Source organism: Mycolicibacterium iranicum, assembly GCF_002101705.1.
GTDB classification, from domain to species: Bacteria; Actinomycetota; Actinomycetes; order Mycobacteriales; family Mycobacteriaceae; genus Mycobacterium; species Mycobacterium iranicum.
The window spans coordinates 71,685-90,961 of sequence record NZ_LQPC01000041.1 but is presented as its reverse complement, the minus strand read 5'-3'; the positions used below and the strand labels follow the sequence as shown (position 1 = coordinate 90,961).

The following is a 19,277-nucleotide window of genomic DNA, read 5'->3' as shown; positions in this document are numbered from 1 at the left end:
GTCATGTCAGTCCCAACGACCCGCACCGATGCGCGGCCCGCCAGAACGTCGGCAGGCCAGCGGGCCTACGAGTGGATCCGTGACGCGATCCTGCGCGGCGACTTCGCCGAAGGCGAGTTCATCGACGAGGTCGCGCTGTCGGAACGGGTGAACACCTCACGCACCCCGGTCCGGGAAGCACTGCAACGGCTTCAGGTCGAGCGCTACATCGACCTGCTCCCCCGGCGCGGTGCGCAGGTGCGGGTGGTCACCGCCGTCGAGATGCGGGAGATCTACCAAGCAAGAATCCTGCTGGAATCCGATGCACTGCGCGGGATCTGCCGCCGCCACGCCGGGGCGCCGGAGGAGGCCGAGGCACTGCTTGCCGAGATGGAACAGGCCGGCGAGGCCCGGGACTGGAATGCCTATGCCCAGCTCGACTACCGCTTTCACGCGGCGATCGTGCGCCATCACGGCAATGCCGTCATCGCCGATCTGTACGACGCGTTGCAACCGCGCCAGGTCAGGTTGGGGACGCGCACCATGATGGAAGCGCCGGGACGGCTGCCGACGATCGCCGGCGAGCATCGCCAACTCGTCGCCGCGATGGCGGCCCACGATGCCGACACGTGCGTCAGCGTGCTCTCGACGCATCTGCGCGAAGTGCCGGAACTGGTAGATGCGTTCGGCGGCAACGGGTAGCGGCGCCGCGGCGGTGGTCGTACTACGGGCTGACCCGACCGCACCTTGAGCGAGTGATGTCAGGCGGCGCCGAGCGTGACCTCTGCGGTCTGCGTCGCGCCGCTGTCGTCGCGGTAGGTAATTGACACCTGGTCGCCCGGCGCCTTTGAGCGCACGGCTGCGGCCAGCGCCTCCGGCCCGTCGATGACCTGGTCGTTGATCTTGGTGATGACGGCACAATCGGACATTCCGGCCTGCGCGGCGGGGCCGCCGGGGACCACCTGTGCGACCGCGGCGCCGTCGGCGTCGGTGTCGCCGGTGTCGGTGCCGAGTTGCACGCCGAGCGAGCCGTGGCGGGCGGTACCGGTGGAGATCAGTTCGTCGGCGATGCGCCTCGCCTGCTCGGACGGGATCGCGAAACCGAGCCCGATCGAACCGCCAGATCCCGAACCCATGCTGGCACCGGCCGAGTTGACGCCGATCAGGTTGCCGTTCATGTCGACCAGAGGTCCGCCCGAGTTGCCAGGGTTGATGGCGGCGTCGGTCTGCAACGCATCGAGGACGACGGGGGTGCCGCCTTCGGCGGCGGCGGTGACGGGGCGATTCAGTGCGCTGACAATGCCTTTGGTCACCGTGCCCTGCAAGCCGAGGGGCGATCCGATCGCGACGACTTCCTGCCCGATCTTCACGTCGTCCGACGAGCCGAAGGTGATCGGCGTGAGACCACTGACACCTTGGGCGCGCACGACGGCAAGGTCACCGGTCGGATCGGTGCCCACGATGGTGAACGGCACGGAACGCCCGTCGGAGAACGTCACCGTCGCCGAGGCTTCGCCGCCGTCGAACGCCGCGGGCTGTGCGCCCATGCCACCTCCGACAGCGGGTGCGACGACGTGGTTGTTGGTGAGGATCAAACCGTCCGGGCTGAGCACGATCCCGGATCCCTCGGCCACGCCCTGGCTTGCGGCGATCTGCACTTTTACGACGCTGGGCAGCACCTTGGCGGCGACCTGCTCCACCGCACCCGACGCGGCGTCTGAGGTCGGCGTCACCGGCTGCGCCTGGACCGCCGCCGGCGGCGTACCGACCGACTGGTGATGGTTGGAAACAGCGACCGCGGCCCCCGCACCGATGCCGCCGCCGGCGATGGCCACCGCGGCGGCCCCCGCCAGCACCAGCCCGCGCGGGGTCCGGGACCGGCGGTCACGCAGTGAAGGGTGTCGCTCGCTGTGGACCGGTGGATGGTGGAGCCACGGTGTCGGGTTGCCCGGCAAGGGATTCGGCGGGATGGTCCCATCGGAGCGCGCCCAGTCGCGACTCTGCGGGCCAGGTGTGGGCGGGATCGCCATCGGTAGTAGTTCCCCTTCGATGATGGGCAGGACGTGGTGCCTATCAGCCTGTCCATCGCAACTGAGACTCCACTGAGAGCACACTCAGCAACGTCCGAGAAGATCTCGGTAGCCAGCCGGCCGGTCCGCCGGAAACGGTTCAATTCTTGAAGCGCCGGCTCGGATCAGAGCATCATGATCCGGTGACAGAGCAGCTGCAGGGGCATTGCGATCCGCGGTTCGAGAAGGTGGCAGACGCGCTCGGCGCCGCCATCGACAGTGGGGAGGAGCTCGGGGCGTCGATCGCGGTCGACATCGGCGGCGAGCTCGTGGTCGACCTGTGGGGCGGACACGCCGATGCCGCACGCACTGTCGCCTGGACAGCCGACACGATCGTCAACGTGTGGTCGTCGACGAAGACGGTGACCGCGCTCGCCGGCCTGATGATGATCGACCGCGGGTTGATCGCGGCGAACACACCGGTCGCGCAGGTGTGGCCGGAGTTCGGCGCCAATGGCAAGCAGTTCGTGGAATTCCGGCATCTGCTGTCGCACTCCTCGGGGCTGGCCGGCTGGGATCAGCCCCTGACGGCGCAGGACCTGCTCGACTGGGAGGTGTCGACCAGCGCGCTCGCCCGGCAGGCCCCATCCTGGACACCCGGCACCGCCTCGGGATATCACGCCCTCACACACGGCCATCTCATCGGCGAGGTGGTGCGCAGGCTCACCGGGCTGCCGTTGAAGCAGTTCGTCGCCGAGGAGATCGCCGGTCCGCTCGACGCCGATTTCCAGATCGGCGCGCGGCCGGAGGACAGCGCTCGGATCGCCGAAATCGTCACTCCTGCAAATCCTCTCGAAGGTATCCCGCCTTTTGCCGAGTGGACTGAGCAGATGATCTCGGCGTTCACCAACCCGCCGCTGGATCCCATGATCGCCAACTCCGATGCGTGGCGCGCCGCCGACATCGGTGCGGCCAACGGTCACTCGAATGCTCGCGCGCTCGCGAAGATCCTGTCGGTCATCTCATTGGGTGGGGAGGTCGACGGCGTCCGGTTGCTGAAGCCCGAGACCGTCGAGCAGATCTTCGACACCCAGGTACACGGCCCTGATCTGGTGCTGGCGGGGCATCAGATCCGGTGGGGGCTGGGCTTCGGCCTACCGGAGCTGACGACCATTCCGTACGTCCCCGATCGCAAGATCTGCTTCTGGGGCGGCTGGGGCGGATCGTGGGAAACGATGAATCCCGAGACCGGGGCGACGATCGCCTACGTCATGAACAAAATGGGGCCGGGCATCGAGGGAAGTGAACGCACCGCACGCTATCTGACACTGATCTACGACGCCCTCGACTGAAGCGCGCACGGTCAGCCCCGACCGGCGCCGCGGCGGTGCTCTACGGTTACGCCGTGCCGACTGATCCGCGCGGGCTGAGGACGGACGCGCCGCTGCTCGACGCCTGGTTGCGATTCCAGGAGGAGCCGCCGACTCCGTTCACGATTCCCGGACACAAGCAGCGCCACGACCTCGTCGGCGACGTCGTGGCCGGGGATGTCCCGCTGTATGCGGGCCTGGACACCATGAAACTCAGCGCAGGCGTGCTGGCCGACGCCGAGGCGCGTGCCGCACGACTGTGGGGTGCCGACGTGTGCCGGTTTTCGGTGGGCGGCTCGACCCACGCCAACCAGGCGTTGGCGCTGGCGCTGACCGACCGAGACGGCGCTTCGGTCGTCGTGAGCCGAACCCTGCACCGGTCGATGCTGCTCGGACTCGTCCTGGCGGGGCTCACCCCGCTGTGGGTGCGCCCCGACGTCGACGCGGCCACCGGACTTCCGCTGGGTGTCGCCGCCACAGCAGTCGAAAAGGCGTTGCACGCGCATCCCGAGGCCACGGCGGTGCTCGTCGGCGACCCGTCCTACGTCGGCACCGTCGGCGACGTCGCAGCACTGGCCGTCGCCGCCCACGCCTTCGACGTCCCGCTGGTGGTCGACGCGGCCTGGTCGGCACATTTCGGCTTCCACCCCGACTTGCCGAGGCACCCTTTGCAACTCGGAGCCGACGCGATGGTCACCAGTGCGCACAAGACGCTGCCCGCCTGGAGCCAGGCCGCGCTCGTCCTCACCCGTGGCAGCCGGATCGACCCGGCCCGGCTCGACGCAGGTGTGGAGGCGACTCATACGACCAGCCAGGCGGGCGCCATCCTCGTCAGCATCGACGCGGCACGGGCACTGCTGGAGCGGCACGGCGAATCGCTTCTCGGCGAAGCGCTGTCAGCGGTGGGAGCCGCCCGCGAACGTCTCGCATCCGTCGACGGTCTCGTCGTTCTCGACGGGCCTGACGTCGACCCCCTGAAGCTGACGCTGGTGCTTCCCGGCACCGGGGCCGATGGCATCGCCGTCGAAAACGACCTGCTGGCAGCGGGATTGCCCGTCGAAGCCGCCGAGCGGGACACCATCGTCGCGCAGGTGTCCCTGGCCGACACCGCCGAAACGCTCGCCCGTCTGGTCGACGTGCTCATCGGGTCGATTGCGCGGCACCGCGGACCGGCTCGCCCGATCGTCACCGGTGCGGCGTATGCGGTGGCTCCGGTGACGGTGATGCCGCCGCGCGCGGCGTTCTTCGCCCCTCATGACACCGTCTCGCTCAGCGACGCGATCGGACGCGTCAGCGTCGAACTCGTCGCTCCCTACCCGCCGGGCATCCCGATCCTGGCGCCGGGCGAAGAGGTCACCGCCGATGTCATTGGCGCGCTGGAGAAAGCGCGTGCGGACGGCATCCGGATCGCCTACGCCGCCGACCCCACGCTGGGCACGCTTCGCGTGGTCAGCTGACGAACGACGGGACAATGGCCCTATGAAGCTGCCCGTGATGCCGCCGGTGTCGCCGATGCTGTCCAAGGCGGTGAGCGAGATCCCCGAAGGTGCGTCCTACGAACCGAAGTGGGACGGCTTCCGGTCGATCCTGTTCCGCGACGGCGACGAGGTCGAACTGGGCTCTCGCAACGAGCGGCCGATGACCCGGTACTTTCCCGAGCTCGTCGCTGCGGCACGCGGCGAATTGCCGCAGCGGTGTGTCGTCGACGGCGAGATCGTCATCGCCACCGGGGACGGGCTCGATTTCGAGGCCTTGCAGCTACGCCTGCATCCGGCGGCGTCGCGGGTCCGGATGCTGGCCGAGCAGACGCCCGCAGCGTTCATCGCTTTCGATCTGCTCGCTCTCGACGGCACCGATTACACGGTGCGCCCGTTCACCCAACGGCGCGCGGCGCTCGTCGACGCACTGGCAGGCGTCGGACCCACCTTCCACGTCACGCCGGCGACCACGGACGTCGCGACGGCGCAGCGCTGGTTCGACGAGTTCGAGGGCGCCGGGCTCGACGGTGTCATCGCCAAACCGCTGGAGGGGCTGTACCTGCCGGACAAGCGGACCATGTTCAAGATCAAGCATCAGCGCACCGCCGACTGCGTGGTGGCGGGGTATCGCGTGCACAAATCGGGTGACGACGCAGTCGGGTCGCTGCTGCTCGGCCTCTATGACGCGGACGGTTCACTGGCTTCGGTCGGGGTGATCGGCGCGTTCCCGATGGCCCGCCGGCGCGAGCTCTTCACCGAGCTGCAGCCGCTGGTGACGACGTTCGACCACCATCCGTGGAACTGGGCGGCCCACGCCGACCCCGAGGTGGTGCGTAAGTATGGCGGCGGGTCGCGGTGGAACGCGGGCAAGGACCTCTCCTTCGTGCCGCTACGGCCCGACCGGGTGGTCGAGGTGCGCTACGACCACATGGAAGGCCGGAGATTTCGACACACAGCGCAATTCAACCGCTGGCGGCCTGACCGCGCCCCCCGCTCGTGTACCTACGAGCAACTCGACAAGCCCGTCACGTTCAGTCTCGACGACATCGTGCCCGGCCTCGGCAGGCCGACGAACTGACGTAATAGTTAATTCATCCGCAACAGCTGCATGAAAGGCGGGATTCGTTCTAGGGTCAGCGTGATCAAGATCAGCTGGTCAGCGCGGAAAGAACACGACATGACGCAACGGACCCATCTCCCCATCCCCAGCCGGCCGCGGACCGGCCTGATCACCTACGACGCCAAGGACCCCGACACCCGCTATCCGGCCATCGAGCCGGTGCGGCCACCCGAGGGCGCTCCGAATGTGCTCGTCGTCCTTCTCGATGACGTCGGCTTCGGCGCATCAAGCGCCTTCGGCGGACCGTGCCACACTCCGACCGCTGAACGGCTGGCCGCAGACGGATTGCGGTACAACCGCTTTCATACCACTGCGTTGTGCTCGCCGACTCGGCAGGCGCTGCTGACCGGCCGCAACCACCACTCGGTCGGGATGGGCGGTATCACCGAATTAGCCACCGGGGCAGCGGGTTACAGCTCGATTCTGCCGAATACGATGTCGCCGATCGCACGCACCCTCAAACTGAACGGCTACAACACAGCGCAATTCGGCAAATGCCACGAGGTGCCGGTGTGGGAGACCAGTCCGGTCGGCCCCTTCGACGCCTGGCCCACCGGCGGCGGCGGGTTCGAGTACTTCTACGGTTTCATCGGCGGCGAGGCCAACCAGTGGTATCCGACCCTGTTCGAGGGCACCAATCCCATCGAGGTGACAAGCACGCCCGAGGACGGGTACCACTTCATGGCGGACATGACCGACAAGGCGATCGCATGGATCGGACAGCAGAAGGCGCTCGCGGCCGACAAGCCGTTCTTCGTCTACTTCGCCCCCGGTGCGACACACGCGCCGCACCATGTTCCGAAAGAGTGGGCGGACAAGTACCGCGGCCAGTTCGATGAAGGCTGGGATACGTTGCGCGAAGCGACTTTTGCACGTCAGAAGCAGCTCGGGGTGATTCCGCCGGACTGTGAGCTCACCGCGCGGCACGCGGAGATTCCGGCCTGGGATGACATGCCCGAGGACCTCAAGCCGGTGCTGCGCCGGCAGATGGAGGTCTACGCCGGCTTCCTGGAATACACCGACCATCACGTCGGCCGGCTGATCGAGAGCCTGCAGCGACTCGGCGTGCTCGACGACACGCTGATCTACTACATCATCGGCGACAACGGGGCGTCGGCGGAGGGCACGCTGAACGGCACCTACAACGAGATGCTGAACTTCAACGGCATGGCCGCGATCGAAACCCCGGAGTTCATGGCCGAGCGCCTCGATCAGTTCGGCGGGCCCGACTCCTACAACCATTACGCAGTCGGCTGGGCGCACGCGATGGACACGCCCTACCAGTGGACCAAGCAGGTGGCCTCCCACTTCGGCGGCACCCGCAACGGCACGATCGTGCACTGGCCCAACGCGATTGACGCCAGAGGCGAGATGCGTTGGCAGTTCCACCACGTCATCGACGTGGCACCGACGATCCTGGAGGCCGCCGGGCTGCCGGAGCCGCTGTTCGTCAACGGTGTGCAGCAGCATCCCATCGAGGGGGTGAGCATGCTGTACTCGTTTGACGACGCCGATGCGCCGGACCGCCACGAGACGCAGTATTTCGAGATGTTCGGCAACCGCGGCATCTACCACAAGGGTTGGACGGCCGTCACCAAGCACAAGACACCGTGGCTGCTGGTCGAAGACGATGTGCCTGCCTTCGACGACGACGTCTGGGAACTCTACGACACCACCACGGACTGGTCGCAAGCCCGCAACCTGGCGGCCGAGATGCCCGACAAACTCCATGAGCTGCAACGGCTGTGGCTGATCGAGGCGACGCGGTACAACGTGCTCCCGCTCGACGACGATGTCGCACGACGGATGAATCCCGATGTCGCGGGCCGGCCCATTCTCATCCGGGGCAACACCCAACTGCTGTTCGGCGGCATGGGGCACCTCTCGGAGAACTGCGTGCTGAATGTGAAGAACAAGTCGCACTCGGTCACCGCGGAGATCCATGTGCCCGACAGTGGCGTTCACGGGGTCATCGTGGCCCAGGGCGCCAGCATCGGCGGCTGGGCTCTCTACGCACACGACGGCAAGCTGAAGTACTGCTACAACCTGGGCGGAATCCGGCACTTCTTCGCCGAATCCGACTCACCGCTACCAACCGGCGACCACCAGGTGCGGATGGAGTTCGACTATCGGGGCGACGGGCTGGGCGGGGGCGGCTCGGTGCGACTCTACGTCGATGGCGAACAGGTGGGCAGCGGTGAGGTGGCCGCCACCCTGCCGATGATCTTCTCGGCCGACGACGGCTGCGACGTCGGGCTGGATTCCGGGTCGCCGGTGTCGCCCGACTACCGCGCGGGCGACACCGCGTTCACCGGCCGGGTGAAGGGCGTCCAACTCGCGATCGCCGAGGCGGCCGGGGCGGAGGGGCACCGGGTGTCGCCCGAGGAGGCGCTGCGCGTCGCGATGGCCCGCCAGTAGCCGCTGGCCGTTTCTCGACCGGGGCCAAAGTTGCTGCCAAACCGGAATGTCCGCCCCGCATAGCGACTTGTACCCGGCATGGACCTCGGACTCAGCATTCCCATTCTCGACATCGACGGCGGCACCACTGCGATCGGACCCGAACTCGCCAGGGTCGGTACGGCGGCGGAGGAGGCCGGTGCGAACTCGCTGTGGTTCATGGACCACTTCTTCCAGATCGAGCCGACCGGATTGCCTGCAGAGGCCAACATGCTTGAGGGTTACACGCTGCTCGGCTACCTCGCCGGACACACCTCGCGGATCAGCCTCGGCCTTCTCGTCACCGGCGTGACCTATCGGCATCCCGGCCTGCTCGCCAAGACGGTGACGACCGTGGACGTGCTCTCCGGTGGCCGCGCGGTGCTCGGCATCGGCGCGGCATGGTTCGAGCGCGAGCACGTCGGCCTCGGCGTGCCTTACCCGCCGCTCGCCGAGCGCTTCGAACGACTCGAAGAGGCACTGCAGATCTGTGATCAGATGTGGGACCCGAACAACAACGGGCCGTTCGAGGGCAAGCACTACCGGCTGCAGGAGACGCTGTGCAACCCGCAGCCGATCAACAAGCCGAAGGTGCTCATCGGCGGCAGCGGTGAGCGCAAAACGCTGCGCCTGGTCGCCCAATATGGCGATGCGTGCAATTTGTTCGGCACCTCACCCGACGAGGTCGCCCACAAATTGCGCGTGTTGCGCGGGCACTGTGACGACGCCGCGCGCGACTACGACGCCATTCGCAAGACCATCATGGTCAACGACCTCAGCCCGGCGCCCGACACCCGCGACGAATTCGTCAGAGCCATGGGCGATTACGCGAAGCTCGGCATCGACGAGGTCATCGTCTTCCCGCCGACCGGGTCGCCCGCCCAGTGGATCGACAGCATCGCCCCCACGGTGAAGCAGCTTTCCGAACTGGGCTGAGTTACCGTAAACCCTCGACGTCGCTGGGAGCTCGCGTCTTAACCAAACCCCTCCGCCCCCATAAGTCACACGGATCAACGTTTTGCAGCGAAAGTGCGAGAAGGCCGCTGCGAAACGTTGGGGTCTGTGACAGTTGGGAATCCTGAGATCTGCTCGCGGTCAAAGGGTTGACCTAAACAATAGTTGAGGTTGCAGCCTGAGTGCATGAAACACGTACTCAGCGACCTCTGGGAAACCTGCACCGATTCGCCGTTCCCCGGCCTCACCACCCACGCGTATCTGTGGACCCCGGCCAATGTGCTGTTCTACTCCCCCGCCACCGACGCAGAACTCGACGAGCTCGCCGGACTCGGCGGCGTGCGGGACCAGTATCTGTCACACCGAGACGAGGCAGGTCCGATGCTCAAGAGCATCGCCGGCCGCTTCGGCTCGACACTGCACGCGCCCAAGGACGACATCCCCGACATCCGGGCGCACGCCCACGTCGACGTACCGGTCAGCGGCAGGCATACCGACTACAACGGGGTGGAGATCATCCCCAGTCCGGGGCATTCGCCGGGCAGCGTCTGCTACCTGGTCTCCGGCGCCGAGGGCCAATACCTCTTCACCGGGGACACACTGGTTCGCAACGCCCAAGGGCAATGGTGGGCTGGCTACATCGAGGGCTTTCATCAGCCCAGAGATGCCGAAACGATCGCCGCCAGCCTGCGCGTGCTGGCCGACCTGACGCCCGACTACGTGATCTCCAGTGCCTTCCAGGGTGATTCGGCGGTCACGCGCATCAACCCGGGGCACTGGCGCGGTCACGTCGCCCACGCGATCGCAGGTCTGCCTACCGGCGCGCGTACATAGCGACCAGCCCGCGGGCGACCGCGAACCGCGGGCCGTGCACACCGTCGATGTTGGCCCGGCCCACCACCACCGAGACACTGCGGAGCGCTTCGCCGACGGTGCGCATCAACTCGTCGTCGAGCGCTCCGCCACCCGCCAGCACCATCGCGGTGGGCAACTCGTCAAACGCGCTGAGGCATCGGGCGATATTGGCCGCGACTGTCTCCTGTTTGATGGCCAGACGCAGGCTGCGCCACTCCTCTGCGGCAAGGCGGTTGGAGAACGGCACCAAGCCCGCGCTTCCCCGCGTACACAGCCGGCCGATGGCGTCCGAGGACGCCGGCGAGTCCAGGAACACCCGGCGTCCGTCCTCTTCGTGTGCGACGTGCGGGCCTTCGACCCGCACGGCCGGGGTGCGCTTCACGGTCTCGGCCAGCGCACGCGGGATGCCGAGCACGCGAGCGACCGCAACGGTGATCGACTCCCCCGCCCCGGCCGCCACCACCGTCTGGTGAGTCCCGATGAGATCGACTGTGCCGCCGCCGATATCGCAGACAAACGATTCGGCGGGCAGCCCGGGGGTGGTGCGCGCTCCCCACGCCGCCGCCTCCGGTTCCGTCGCCAGCGTCTGCGCCGGTCGACCCGTCAGGTCGGTCAGCACGGATGCGGCATCGGACGCTTCCTCGGCGGCCAGCAATGCCACCACCGTGCCATCGGCGTCGGCGATACCGCGACGCAGCCATGCGCCGTTGTCGATCGACGCCAGGTCGGTGAAGAACGCGTCGTGGACGGAGAGCCCCTCGGACGCAGCGGGTATCGCCTGCAGGCGCACGCCGGTGACCCGACCCGGCACCGATCGGCGCAGCACCGCGTGCGCCTCGGCGGGCGAGTACCGCACTGTGACATCGCCTGAGCCTCCGTCGCCCCGAATGTCGACCCAGTCCTCGTCCGCCGCAGGAGGCACTGCAGGTTCAGTACGCGGTGTCACCGCGATCGCCGCCGAATCAGCGATTTCCCTGCAGAATTCGGCCACCTCACGCAGCCTCTCGGGCGGCAGCCGCAATGCCGTCGACAGCGCGATCGGATCCGCCATCGCCCGGTAGGCGCGTCCCTCTTCGACGACCTCGACGGCCACCAGCGCGCCCGGCGCCAATCCCGCCACGTCCGCCTCGTCGACGACCGGCACCTCCACCGGGATGCGATTGCGGATCAGTACGGCATCGTCCTGCGCGGCCACCACGCCGACCACCTGCCAACGACGTTCGATCGCCGACGTGATCTCGCGCGCGGCAACTTCGAAGTCAGTGGTGTCGTCGACCGATACCACCACAGGCCCGTCCGCTGGATGAATACCGAGGTCGACGAGCCGAACATGCTGTCCGACACCGTATCCGGTGCCCGCCGGGGTGCTCGCGTCCGGCCGGCGCAGGCTGCGCACCGGTGTGGACGGCGAAAACGCGGGGGGTATCGGCGCGGTCGCGGTGTCGACCGGTCGCAGCGCCGACAGCAGGAGTTCGTCGGCGACCACTCCCGCGCTGACCTCGATTCTGTGCAGCAGCGCCGCCGCACCCTGCAGCGATTCCACGCTCCCTTTACGTCCCCGGGTCGGCGCCTGGTCGTGCGCGATCGTGGTGACCGCACCACCCTCGACAATGGCGAGGACGATCTCGGTGGTGTGGTTGCCGATGTCGATGCCGGCGACCGTGGAGGTCAACGCAGAAGACCCCGGCGAGCGTAGACGGCCGCGGCCTGCTCGACGAGAGCTGCGCACCGCGGTGCTCCGTCGGCGAGCAGCGACGCCCGCAGCTCGTCGAGCTCGGCGGCTGTCGAGCGGTGCGGCCGAAGCGCCTCGTACAGCGCCATCACCTGCTCGTCGTCGATCGTCGCCAATTCGGCTGCACGGCGAAAGTTCTCGGCAAGTTGTGGGTTGCCGCCCGCCTCCGCAACGGCGGCCTGATGCGCCAACGCAGCCGGGTCCATCCGTAGATCACCCAGACCGAGCTTGCCGTCGACGGCATTCTGAACCGTTATCTCGCTCATCAGTTCTCGACCCTCACCGTCATCGGGGGCTGGCCGGGCTCCGACGCCTCCCGTTCCAGTGCGACGAGTGCGACCGCCCTGGCATGGTAACGCGCCGAGATGGACTCGTCGGTCCCGCCGGTGAAGATGGGCACCGGCGCCATGCCCTTGGCGTGGCGGGCCGCGTTCTTGCCCAGCTCGCGGTACATCTTCGCGGTCAGCAGGGGCGCCACACTGAACAGTTCGAGGTTCGCCAGCGGCGCCAGGTCGCGTCGGTGGATCAACGCTGTACCCTTGCCCTGCAATCCGATTCCTATACCCGAACCCGACAGCCGAGCCGCGGTCAGCCCAATCAGCCCGACGTCGATGGTGGAGCGCACCCGCACCGTCCTGGCGATACAGCCCTCTTCCTCGAGTCCCGCCGAGATCTGCCGCAGCACCTCCCCGATGGTCAGCCCGCACAGACTCAGCCACACGCTGCGGCCCCACGCGGGCGACAATCCGATGCACACTTCACGAGGGTCACTACCCTGTTTCGCAGGTTCGATATCGGTGACGGTGACGTGGCCGCGATGCTCGTCCTGATCCGCCGTCAGTTCGGCCCCGCTGCGCGCCTGCCGGATGGCGTCGATCTCGGCGCGCCGCTGTTCGGTCGGTGCGTAACCCGTTGCCGGGCCGGTGTAGTCGTTGGGGTCGGTCAGCTTGGACAGCACCCGGAACTCGTCGTCGAAGATGGCCGACGTCTGCAGCTGGTCACCGCGAAGTCGTTCGCGAGTCAGGGTCGTGATGGCCTCGGCTTCGTCGACGTAGCCGGTGCGGTGCAGCGACGCGATCACGTCGAACACGGTCAGCTGTTTGGCCTCGATCGACGCCGCGGCTTCAGCCACCATCTTTGGATGCCCGGCAGGCAAATCCCGGGAACCGTTGGCGGCCACCACTTCCTCCACGCGGGCGTCGTCGTAGTCGGCCAGGCCAAGATCACGGTAGACGGCCTGAACGGCTTTGGCCGCGCGCCGCCGCACGGACTCCAGATGCTGCGGCGTCACCGTGCGTAATCCGCCGTCGGCACCCCAGTCCCGTTGCAGCACCAGGAAATCGTCCATGTCGTCGGAGTTGAAGTTCGACAGGGCGAACGCATTGTCATAGCGCGGAATCGAGCCGAACCCGGAGAAGATGAAGTCGGCGCCGGCCAGCAGGACCGGTAGCGTGTGTGCGCTGCGGCGGATGTCCGATTCGGAAATCAGGTTGTCGTTGCCCGCACACGATTCGAGGTCGCGCATCATCACCATCAGGTTCTCGGCGAGCAGTTCCTTCATGCCGTCCGGAACCGACGCCACCACCCCGACCCCGTCGATGCCTCCGTTCTGCACGCCCTGTGATCCGAGCGCACGAGCCAGTGAGACACAGCGTGATTCGAGGTAGAGAATCGAGCACTTCTCGGCGGCGCCCATCAGAACTTCGGCACCGCCACCGCTGGTGACGCGCATCTTCAGACCGCGCGATGCGTAGGCCGACGTCAGGATCGCTTTGCTGAACGGAGTGTCGTCGCCGTCGACGAACACCTGCTCGGTGCCGTAGATCGATATCGTCTCGGCGTACGACGTCAGGCCACGCAGGCCCAGCCGCAGCTCCAGAGCCTCTTCGATGGAGCACTGCGCCATCGCACCCGGGGTGCCGACCTGCGAACCAATCAGCAGGGCAACGGCATTCGACGGTGCGTCGCCGAGCACCGGCACCGTCGTCTCCACCTCACGGAACCCGTAGGCGACGGCGGAGGCCGCATCGGCGGCGATCAGCAGCGGGTCGTCCAGTTGGTTGGTGACGTGCGCCTGGTTGCTCGGGGTGCGCCGTGCCCGCATCTTGGCCATCGCCATCTGCATCTCGACCGGTGACATCAACGCGATGACACGGGCCAACTTCGCCGGAGTGGTTCCGCCGATCAGCCGAACCACCTCCGCGCGCGGCACATTGATGTCCACCGCCATCCGCGCCAACGTCACGTCGTCGAGCGCCATCGCCTCCTCGGCGACCGAGAGGTCGATACCGTAGCGGGCAATGAACTCGTCGATGACGTCGAACTCGGCGGCGCCTTTGCCGTCGAGCTCTGTGACGTACGGGGCACCCCCACTCCACTGAATCATCAGGGACGGGGAGGGGTCATGGGGGCTGCGCATGGCCACCAGGCCGAGCGCTGCGTCGGGAACGCTGAACCCGTCGAGGTTGACCGGCTTCGAGTTGAGTACCCGGAACCTGCCCAACTCGTCTGCCAAGACGCCCTCCTACTCGCGAATTGCTAGTCCCGGATCTCGCTGTCCTCGTACACGATCCGCCCGATCAGCTCGTAGCGTCGCGGGTCGTTGTACTTGAAGTACAACGCGATCGCGGCGCCCAGGGCGAACAGGCCGACCACGATCCATGGTGTCAGCTTGAACAGCAGCGTGCCGGATGCGGCACCCGCCGCGGTGTCCTTGTGTACCCACAGCAGGTACACGACGTACAGCATCCCGACGCCGCCGAGGCCCGGCGCCAGGAATGTCTTGAACCAGTGGGCGCTCGACGGGTGGTTCTTGTGAAAGTGGAAGAACGCGATCACCGCGAACGCACACAGGGACTGCACGATCAGGATGGCCATGGTGCCCAGGATCGCCAGCAGGCCGTAGAGATGGATGTAGGGATCCATCCCCGCGAAGAAGAACGCGAGAACCAGGACCAGGGTGATGGCCGACTGCGCGAATGACGCGATGTAGGGCGAGCCGTGCTTGTGGTGGGTGGCGCCCAGTGTCTTCTGAAGCCCCGACGACAGCCCTTCGCGACCGAGTGCGTACAGGTAGCGCGATGCACAGTTGTGGAAGGCCATGCCGCAGGCGAACGAACCGGTCACCAGCAGGAACTTGAACAGCGTGATGGCCCAGTCCCCGTAGGTGGCCTGCACGGGATCGAAGAAAATGTTGCCGGCCGTCGCGGAATCCTGCGCCAGCTCAACGGCCTTCTGCGGGCCTGTACCGGCGATGGCCATCCACGAGATGAACACGTAGAACAACCCGACACCGAGCACCGCGATCATGGTGGCGCGCGGGATGATCTTCTTCGGGTTCTTGGACTCTTCGCCGTACATCGCCGTCGATTCGAAGCCCACCCACGACCAGAACGCGAAGAACAGACCGAGCCCGGCGCTGGCACCTACGATTCCCGCCGCGGGTGTGAACGCACCCACCGGATTGAGCGTCTCCGCGACAACGAAACCCTCGGGGCCGCCGCCCCTGAACAACACGGCCAGAGCTCCGAGCGACAGCATGAAGATCTCGGTGATCAGGAAGACGCCGAGCACCTTGGCGGTCAGGTTCACGTCGAAATAGGTCAGCACGCAATTCAGCACAAGCATCAGCAGCGCCGGCACGAGCCACGGCACGGTGATCCCGAACTGCGTGGCGGCAAAGTCGGCGAAGAAGTAGGAGAAGATGCCGATCAGGGAGCCCTCGAACACGATGTAGGCCATGGTGATGATCAGGCCGCTGGCCATGCCCATGACGCGTCCGAGGCCGTGGGAGATGTAGCCGTAAAAGGCGCCGGTCGCGGTGATGTGCTTGGCCATCGTCGCGTAGCCGATCGCGAACAGGCCGAGCACGATGGTCGCCACCAGGTAACCGGCCGGGGCATGCGATCCGTTTCCGAAGCCCACAGCGATCGGGACGTTGCCGACCATCGCGGTGATCGGGGCGGCAGTCGCGACCGCCATGAAGATGACGCCGACCGTACCGACGGCGTTTCGCTTGAGGCGCTGGACTGAATCCGCCGGCGCGGTCTCGCGGGGAACGACGTCTTCGCTCATCTACTCGATCCCTTCGGGGCGCTGGAAAGCTGCTGGTCCAGCCCAGACTCGGACACACTGTGGCCTGGACCACAATGGCGGACCTGAGACATATTGGCACTACCAATTACGCCGCGCAAGCGCTGGGGCGCATATGTTGACACAAATGGTCCTACCTTTTACGTTGGGGCCGTGCACGACTACGGCGCATTCTCGTTCGAGTCCAAAGCCCAGGTTCTGGAACTGTCGAAGAAGTTCTGGAACCCCGACAAGACGCAGTTCTGGACCGACTCCGGCGTCGACCTCGTCATCGACCGCAGACAGGACTACTTCCTCTGGGACATGAGCGGCCGACGGCTCATCGACATGCACCTCAACGGCGGCACGTACAACCTCGGCCATCGCAATCCCGAAGTGATGCAAGCGATCATCGACGGGATGCAGTACTTCGACGTCGGCAACCATCACTTTCCCTCGGTCGCTCGGACGGCGCTGGCGCAACGTCTCGTGGAGTCCGCCCCGGCGTCGCTGACCAAGGTGGCATTCGGGTCCGGCGGCGGTGAGGCCATCGACATCGCGCTCAAGAGCGCCCGACACGCGACACAGCGCCGCAAAATCGTCTCGATCGTGAAGGCCTACCACGGCCACACCGGGCTGGCCGTGGCCACCGGCGACGACCGTTTCGCCAAATTGTTCCTGGCAGACCGACCCGACGAGTTCGTCCAGGTTGCGTTCGGCGACGTCGACGCGATGGATCAAGCGCTGCGCGGCAGGGACGTGGCGGCGGTCATCATGGAGACCATTCCGGCGACCTACGGGTTCCCTCTGCCGCCGGCCGGTTACCTCGAAGCGGTCAAGGATCTCTGCGAACGCTACGACGCGCTCTACATCGCCGACGAGGTGCAGACCGGGCTGATGCGCACCGGTGAGATGTGGGGCATCACCAAGCACGGCATCGACCCCGACATCATGGTGACCGGCAAGGGCCTGTCGGGCGGGATGTACCCGATCACGGCAACGCTGCTCAGCGACCGTGCGGCGCAGTGGCTTTACCAGGACGGCTTCGGGCACATCTCCACCTTCGGAGGCGCCGAACTCGGGTGTGTCGCCGCCATCAAGACGCTGGAGATCACCGGCAGGCCCGAGGTCCGGTCATCGGTCGCCCAGATCGCCGACTTCTTCGCCACGGGCCTGGCCCGCATCCGGTCCAAACACCCCGACTGGTTCGTCGGGATCCGGCAGAACGGTGTCGTCATCGGTCTGGAGTTCGACCATCCCGAAGGTGCCAAGTTCGTCATGCGCGAGCTCTACGAGAACGGCGTGTGGGCGATCTTCTCGACGCTGGATCCCCGTGTGCTGCAGTTCAAGCCGGGCCTGCTGCTGAGCCTCGAACTGTGCCGCGACGTACTCGACCGCGTCGAGCTCGCGGTCGAGCGAGCGCAGCTCGCCGCTGCCGAAGCCTCCGCCGCGAAGTAGTCTCCGACGATGGCGGTAAGTGATGACGTTGCGGTCGCCGAGGAGGCGCTGGCGGAATTCGACCTGCCGCAGGGCTCGGCACTCCGGCTGCTCAACCTGTCCGAGAACGCCACCTACGCTGTCGAGGAGCCCGGCACCGGGCACCGCTCGATCCTGCGGGTACACCGCAAGGATTATCACCGGCGCGACCAGATCGAGTCGGAGCTGAGCTGGCTGGACGCGTTACGGCGCGACAGCGACCTCGTGGTGCCCACCGTCCTGCCTGCCCGCGACGGCCGCCGAGTCGTCACCGTCGAACATGACGGGGTCGAGCGCTACGTCGTGCACTTCGCAATGGTCCCGGGCGCCGAGCCTGACGAGAACTCGGTCAAGACAACGGATTTCCACACCCTCGGCTGCATCACCGCCGCGCTGCACGACCACGCTCGCAGCTGGCAACGACCTGCGGAGTTCAGCCGGTTCGCCTGGGACTGGGAGCACAGCCTCGGCGAGTCACCGCGGTGGGGCCGCTGGCGCGACGCCGTCGGAGTGGGCGCGCAGGAAGCCGCCGTGCTGGAGCGCGCCGAGAAGCTGCTACATGACCGGCTCGCCGACTACGGCACCGAACCCGACACCTTCGGTCTGGTGCATGCCGACCTCCGATTGGCCAATCTGCTCGTCGACGGAGACACCATCACCGTCATCGACTTCGACGACTGCGGATTCGGTTGGTATTTCTACGACTTCGGCACCGCAGTGTCCTTCTTCGAAGATCATCCATCAGTGCCCGAATGGCAGGACGCCTGGGTCAGCGGCTATCGGAGCCGACGCCCGATGGCCGCGCGCGACGAGGACATGCTGGCCTCGTTCGTCCTTCTGCGTCGGCTGCTGCTGCTGGCCTGGATGGGAACGCACAGCCACTCCAAGGAATCCCAGGCCATCTCCGTCACCTACGCCGCGGGCAGCTGCGCGCTCGCCGAACGCTACCTGTCCTCCGACGGCCACCGGCTGACCTGAGCCCAAGTGAAAGGCGCTATTCACATGTTCAATTCGCTGCACGGCCGTTCGGCCATCGTCACCGGTGGGAGCAAGGGCATCGGACGAGGCATCGCCGAGACGTTCGCCCGGGCGGGCGTCAACGTCGTCATCACCGGACGCACCCAGGCCGACATCGACGCCACCACCGCTGATCTCGCCGACGCTCCCGGTTCCGTCACCGGGATCGCCGCCGACGTGACAAGCCCCGAGGACTGCCGCCGCGTCGTCGCGACCGCCGTCGAGCGCAACGGCGGCCTCGACATTGTGTGCGCCAATGCGGGTATCTTCCCTTCCGCCCGCCTGCAGGACCTCACGCCCGACGATCTCGAGCAGGTGATGGGCGTGAATTTCAAAGGCACCGTGTACATCGTGCAGGCGGCCCTGGAACCGCTCGCCGCGAGTGGCCACGGCCGGGTGATCATCACGTCGTCGATCACCGGCCCGATCACCGGCTATCCGGGCTGGTCGCACTACGGGGCGAGCAAGGCCGCGCAGCTGGGCTTCCTGCGCACCGCGGCCATCGAACTGGCGCCCAAGAAGATCACCGTCAACGCGGTGCTGCCGGGCAACATCATCACCGAGGGCATGCTGGAGATGGGCCAGGCCTATATCGACCAGACGGCAGCTGTCATCCCCGCTGGGAAGCTCGGCGCGGTAGCCGACATCGGCAACGCGGCGCTGTTCTTCGCCACCGACGAGGCTGCCTACATCACCGGCCAATCGCTGGTGGTCGACGGCGGCCAGATTCTCCCCGAATCGCCGGAGGCACTCGCCGACCTCTGACGGGGGCCTATCCTA

At 66.8% G+C, this 19,277-nt stretch carries 15 protein-coding genes; 10 read left to right on the top strand and 5 right to left on the bottom strand.

From position 1 onward, the window contains the following. Positions 1-3: 3 nt before the first annotated feature. A complete protein-coding gene (locus tag AWC12_RS19895; protein WP_085176503.1) occupies positions 4-681 on the top strand; it encodes a GntR family transcriptional regulator in 678 nt (225 codons plus the stop codon). A 59-nt stretch (positions 682-740) separates the two neighbouring features. Here AWC12_RS19895 and AWC12_RS19890 read toward each other — a convergent pair whose 3' ends face one another. Further along, a complete protein-coding gene (locus AWC12_RS19890) occupies positions 741-2,009 on the bottom strand; it encodes a S1C family serine protease (protein WP_085176501.1) in 1,269 nt (422 codons plus the stop codon). 182 nt (positions 2,010-2,191) lie between these two features. Between AWC12_RS19890 and AWC12_RS19885 the strand changes: the two genes are divergently transcribed. The 6 genes from AWC12_RS19885 to AWC12_RS19860 all read left to right on the top strand — a co-directional run bounded on the left by AWC12_RS19885 (position 2,192) and on the right by AWC12_RS19860 (position 10,180). Beyond that, positions 2,192-3,340 carry a serine hydrolase domain-containing protein gene (locus tag AWC12_RS19885; protein WP_085176499.1) on the top strand — a complete coding sequence of 383 codons (1,149 nt, stop codon included), beginning with the start codon at positions 2,192-2,194 and terminating at the stop codon, positions 3,338-3,340. A gap of 53 nt (positions 3,341-3,393) precedes the next feature. Then, positions 3,394-4,815 carry an aminotransferase class I/II-fold pyridoxal phosphate-dependent enzyme gene (locus AWC12_RS19880; RefSeq protein ID WP_085176548.1) on the top strand — a complete coding sequence of 474 codons (1,422 nt, stop codon included), beginning with the start codon at positions 3,394-3,396 and terminating at the stop codon, positions 4,813-4,815. Between the two features lie 22 nt (positions 4,816-4,837). Beyond that, entirely contained in the window at positions 4,838-5,914 is a 1,077-nt protein-coding gene (locus AWC12_RS19875; RefSeq protein ID WP_085176497.1) for an ATP-dependent DNA ligase, read from the top strand. Positions 5,915-6,013: 99 nt separating this feature from the next. Continuing rightward, positions 6,014-8,374 (top strand): arylsulfatase, encoded by a 2,361-nt coding sequence (locus AWC12_RS19870; protein WP_085176546.1) that lies wholly within the window; start codon positions 6,014-6,016, stop codon positions 8,372-8,374. Positions 8,375-8,452: 78 nt separating this feature from the next. Beyond that, on the top strand, positions 8,453-9,328 hold the full coding sequence (locus AWC12_RS19865) for an LLM class F420-dependent oxidoreductase (protein WP_085176495.1): 876 nt from the start codon (positions 8,453-8,455) through the stop codon (positions 9,326-9,328). Positions 9,329-9,532: 204 nt separating this feature from the next. After that, entirely contained in the window at positions 9,533-10,180 is a 648-nt protein-coding gene (locus tag AWC12_RS19860) for an MBL fold metallo-hydrolase (RefSeq protein ID WP_085176493.1), read from the top strand. Here the strand turns inward: AWC12_RS19860 and AWC12_RS19855 are convergent. Genes AWC12_RS19855 through AWC12_RS19840 form a run of 4 tightly spaced genes read right to left on the bottom strand, consistent with a single transcriptional unit; the run spans position 10,161 to position 16,007 of the window. After that, on the bottom strand, positions 10,161-11,873 hold the full coding sequence (locus AWC12_RS19855; protein ID WP_085176491.1) for a diol dehydratase reactivase ATPase-like domain-containing protein: 1,713 nt from the start codon (positions 11,871-11,873) through the stop codon (positions 10,161-10,163). The genes AWC12_RS19860 and AWC12_RS19855 overlap by 20 nt on opposite strands. Beyond that, complete coding sequence (locus AWC12_RS19850) at positions 11,870-12,199, bottom strand: diol dehydratase small subunit (RefSeq protein ID WP_085176489.1); 330 nt, start codon at positions 12,197-12,199, stop codon at positions 11,870-11,872. Before AWC12_RS19850 ends, AWC12_RS19855 begins: the two co-directional genes overlap by 4 nt. Further along, positions 12,199-14,448: a propanediol/glycerol family dehydratase large subunit gene (locus tag AWC12_RS19845; RefSeq protein WP_085176487.1), complete on the bottom strand. Its 2,250-nt coding sequence runs from the start codon at positions 14,446-14,448 to the stop codon at positions 12,199-12,201. Before AWC12_RS19845 ends, AWC12_RS19850 begins: the two co-directional genes overlap by 1 nt. A 23-nt stretch (positions 14,449-14,471) precedes the next feature. Continuing rightward, entirely contained in the window at positions 14,472-16,007 is a 1,536-nt protein-coding gene (locus AWC12_RS19840; protein WP_085176485.1) for an APC family permease, read from the bottom strand. Positions 16,008-16,178: 171 nt separating this feature from the next. Here AWC12_RS19840 and AWC12_RS19835 point away from each other — a divergent pair, with 171 nt between their 5' ends. From AWC12_RS19835 to fabG, 3 genes are read left to right on the top strand one after another with little or no spacing between them, the layout of a single operon-like run. Next, entirely contained in the window at positions 16,179-17,462 is a 1,284-nt protein-coding gene (locus AWC12_RS19835; RefSeq protein ID WP_085176483.1) for a class-III pyridoxal-phosphate-dependent aminotransferase, read from the top strand. 9 nt (positions 17,463-17,471) lie between these two features. Beyond that, on the top strand, positions 17,472-18,458 hold the full coding sequence (locus tag AWC12_RS19830) for a phosphotransferase enzyme family protein (RefSeq protein ID WP_085176481.1): 987 nt from the start codon (positions 17,472-17,474) through the stop codon (positions 18,456-18,458). A gap of 24 nt (positions 18,459-18,482) precedes the next feature. Beyond that, positions 18,483-19,262, top strand: coding sequence for a 3-oxoacyl-ACP reductase FabG (gene fabG, locus AWC12_RS19825; RefSeq protein WP_085176479.1), 780 nt, complete (start codon positions 18,483-18,485; stop codon positions 19,260-19,262). Positions 19,263-19,277 lie beyond the last annotated feature (15 nt).

What these genes read in the sequence shown, in the direction of transcription:
- AWC12_RS19890 (WP_085176501.1), bottom strand. Translation starts at nt 2,009, where the DNA reads ATGGCGATCCCGCCCACACCTGGCCCGCAGAGTCGCGACTGGGCGCGC.
- AWC12_RS19870 (WP_085176546.1), top strand. Translation starts at nt 6,014, where the DNA reads ATGACGCAACGGACCCATCTCCCCATCCCCAGCCGGCCGCGGACCGGC.
- AWC12_RS19850 (WP_085176489.1), bottom strand. Translation starts at nt 12,199, where the DNA reads ATGAGCGAGATAACGGTTCAGAATGCCGTCGACGGCAAGCTCGGTCTG.
- AWC12_RS19860 (WP_085176493.1), top strand. Translation starts at nt 9,533, where the DNA reads ATGAAACACGTACTCAGCGACCTCTGGGAAACCTGCACCGATTCGCCG.
- AWC12_RS19830 (WP_085176481.1), top strand. Translation starts at nt 17,472, where the DNA reads ATGGCGGTAAGTGATGACGTTGCGGTCGCCGAGGAGGCGCTGGCGGAA.
- AWC12_RS19865 (WP_085176495.1), top strand. Translation starts at nt 8,453, where the DNA reads ATGGACCTCGGACTCAGCATTCCCATTCTCGACATCGACGGCGGCACC.
- AWC12_RS19840 (WP_085176485.1), bottom strand. Translation starts at nt 16,007, where the DNA reads ATGAGCGAAGACGTCGTTCCCCGCGAGACCGCGCCGGCGGATTCAGTC.
- AWC12_RS19875 (WP_085176497.1), top strand. Translation starts at nt 4,838, where the DNA reads ATGAAGCTGCCCGTGATGCCGCCGGTGTCGCCGATGCTGTCCAAGGCG.
- AWC12_RS19895 (WP_085176503.1), top strand. Translation starts at nt 4, where the DNA reads ATGTCAGTCCCAACGACCCGCACCGATGCGCGGCCCGCCAGAACGTCG.
- fabG (WP_085176479.1), top strand. Translation starts at nt 18,483, where the DNA reads ATGTTCAATTCGCTGCACGGCCGTTCGGCCATCGTCACCGGTGGGAGC.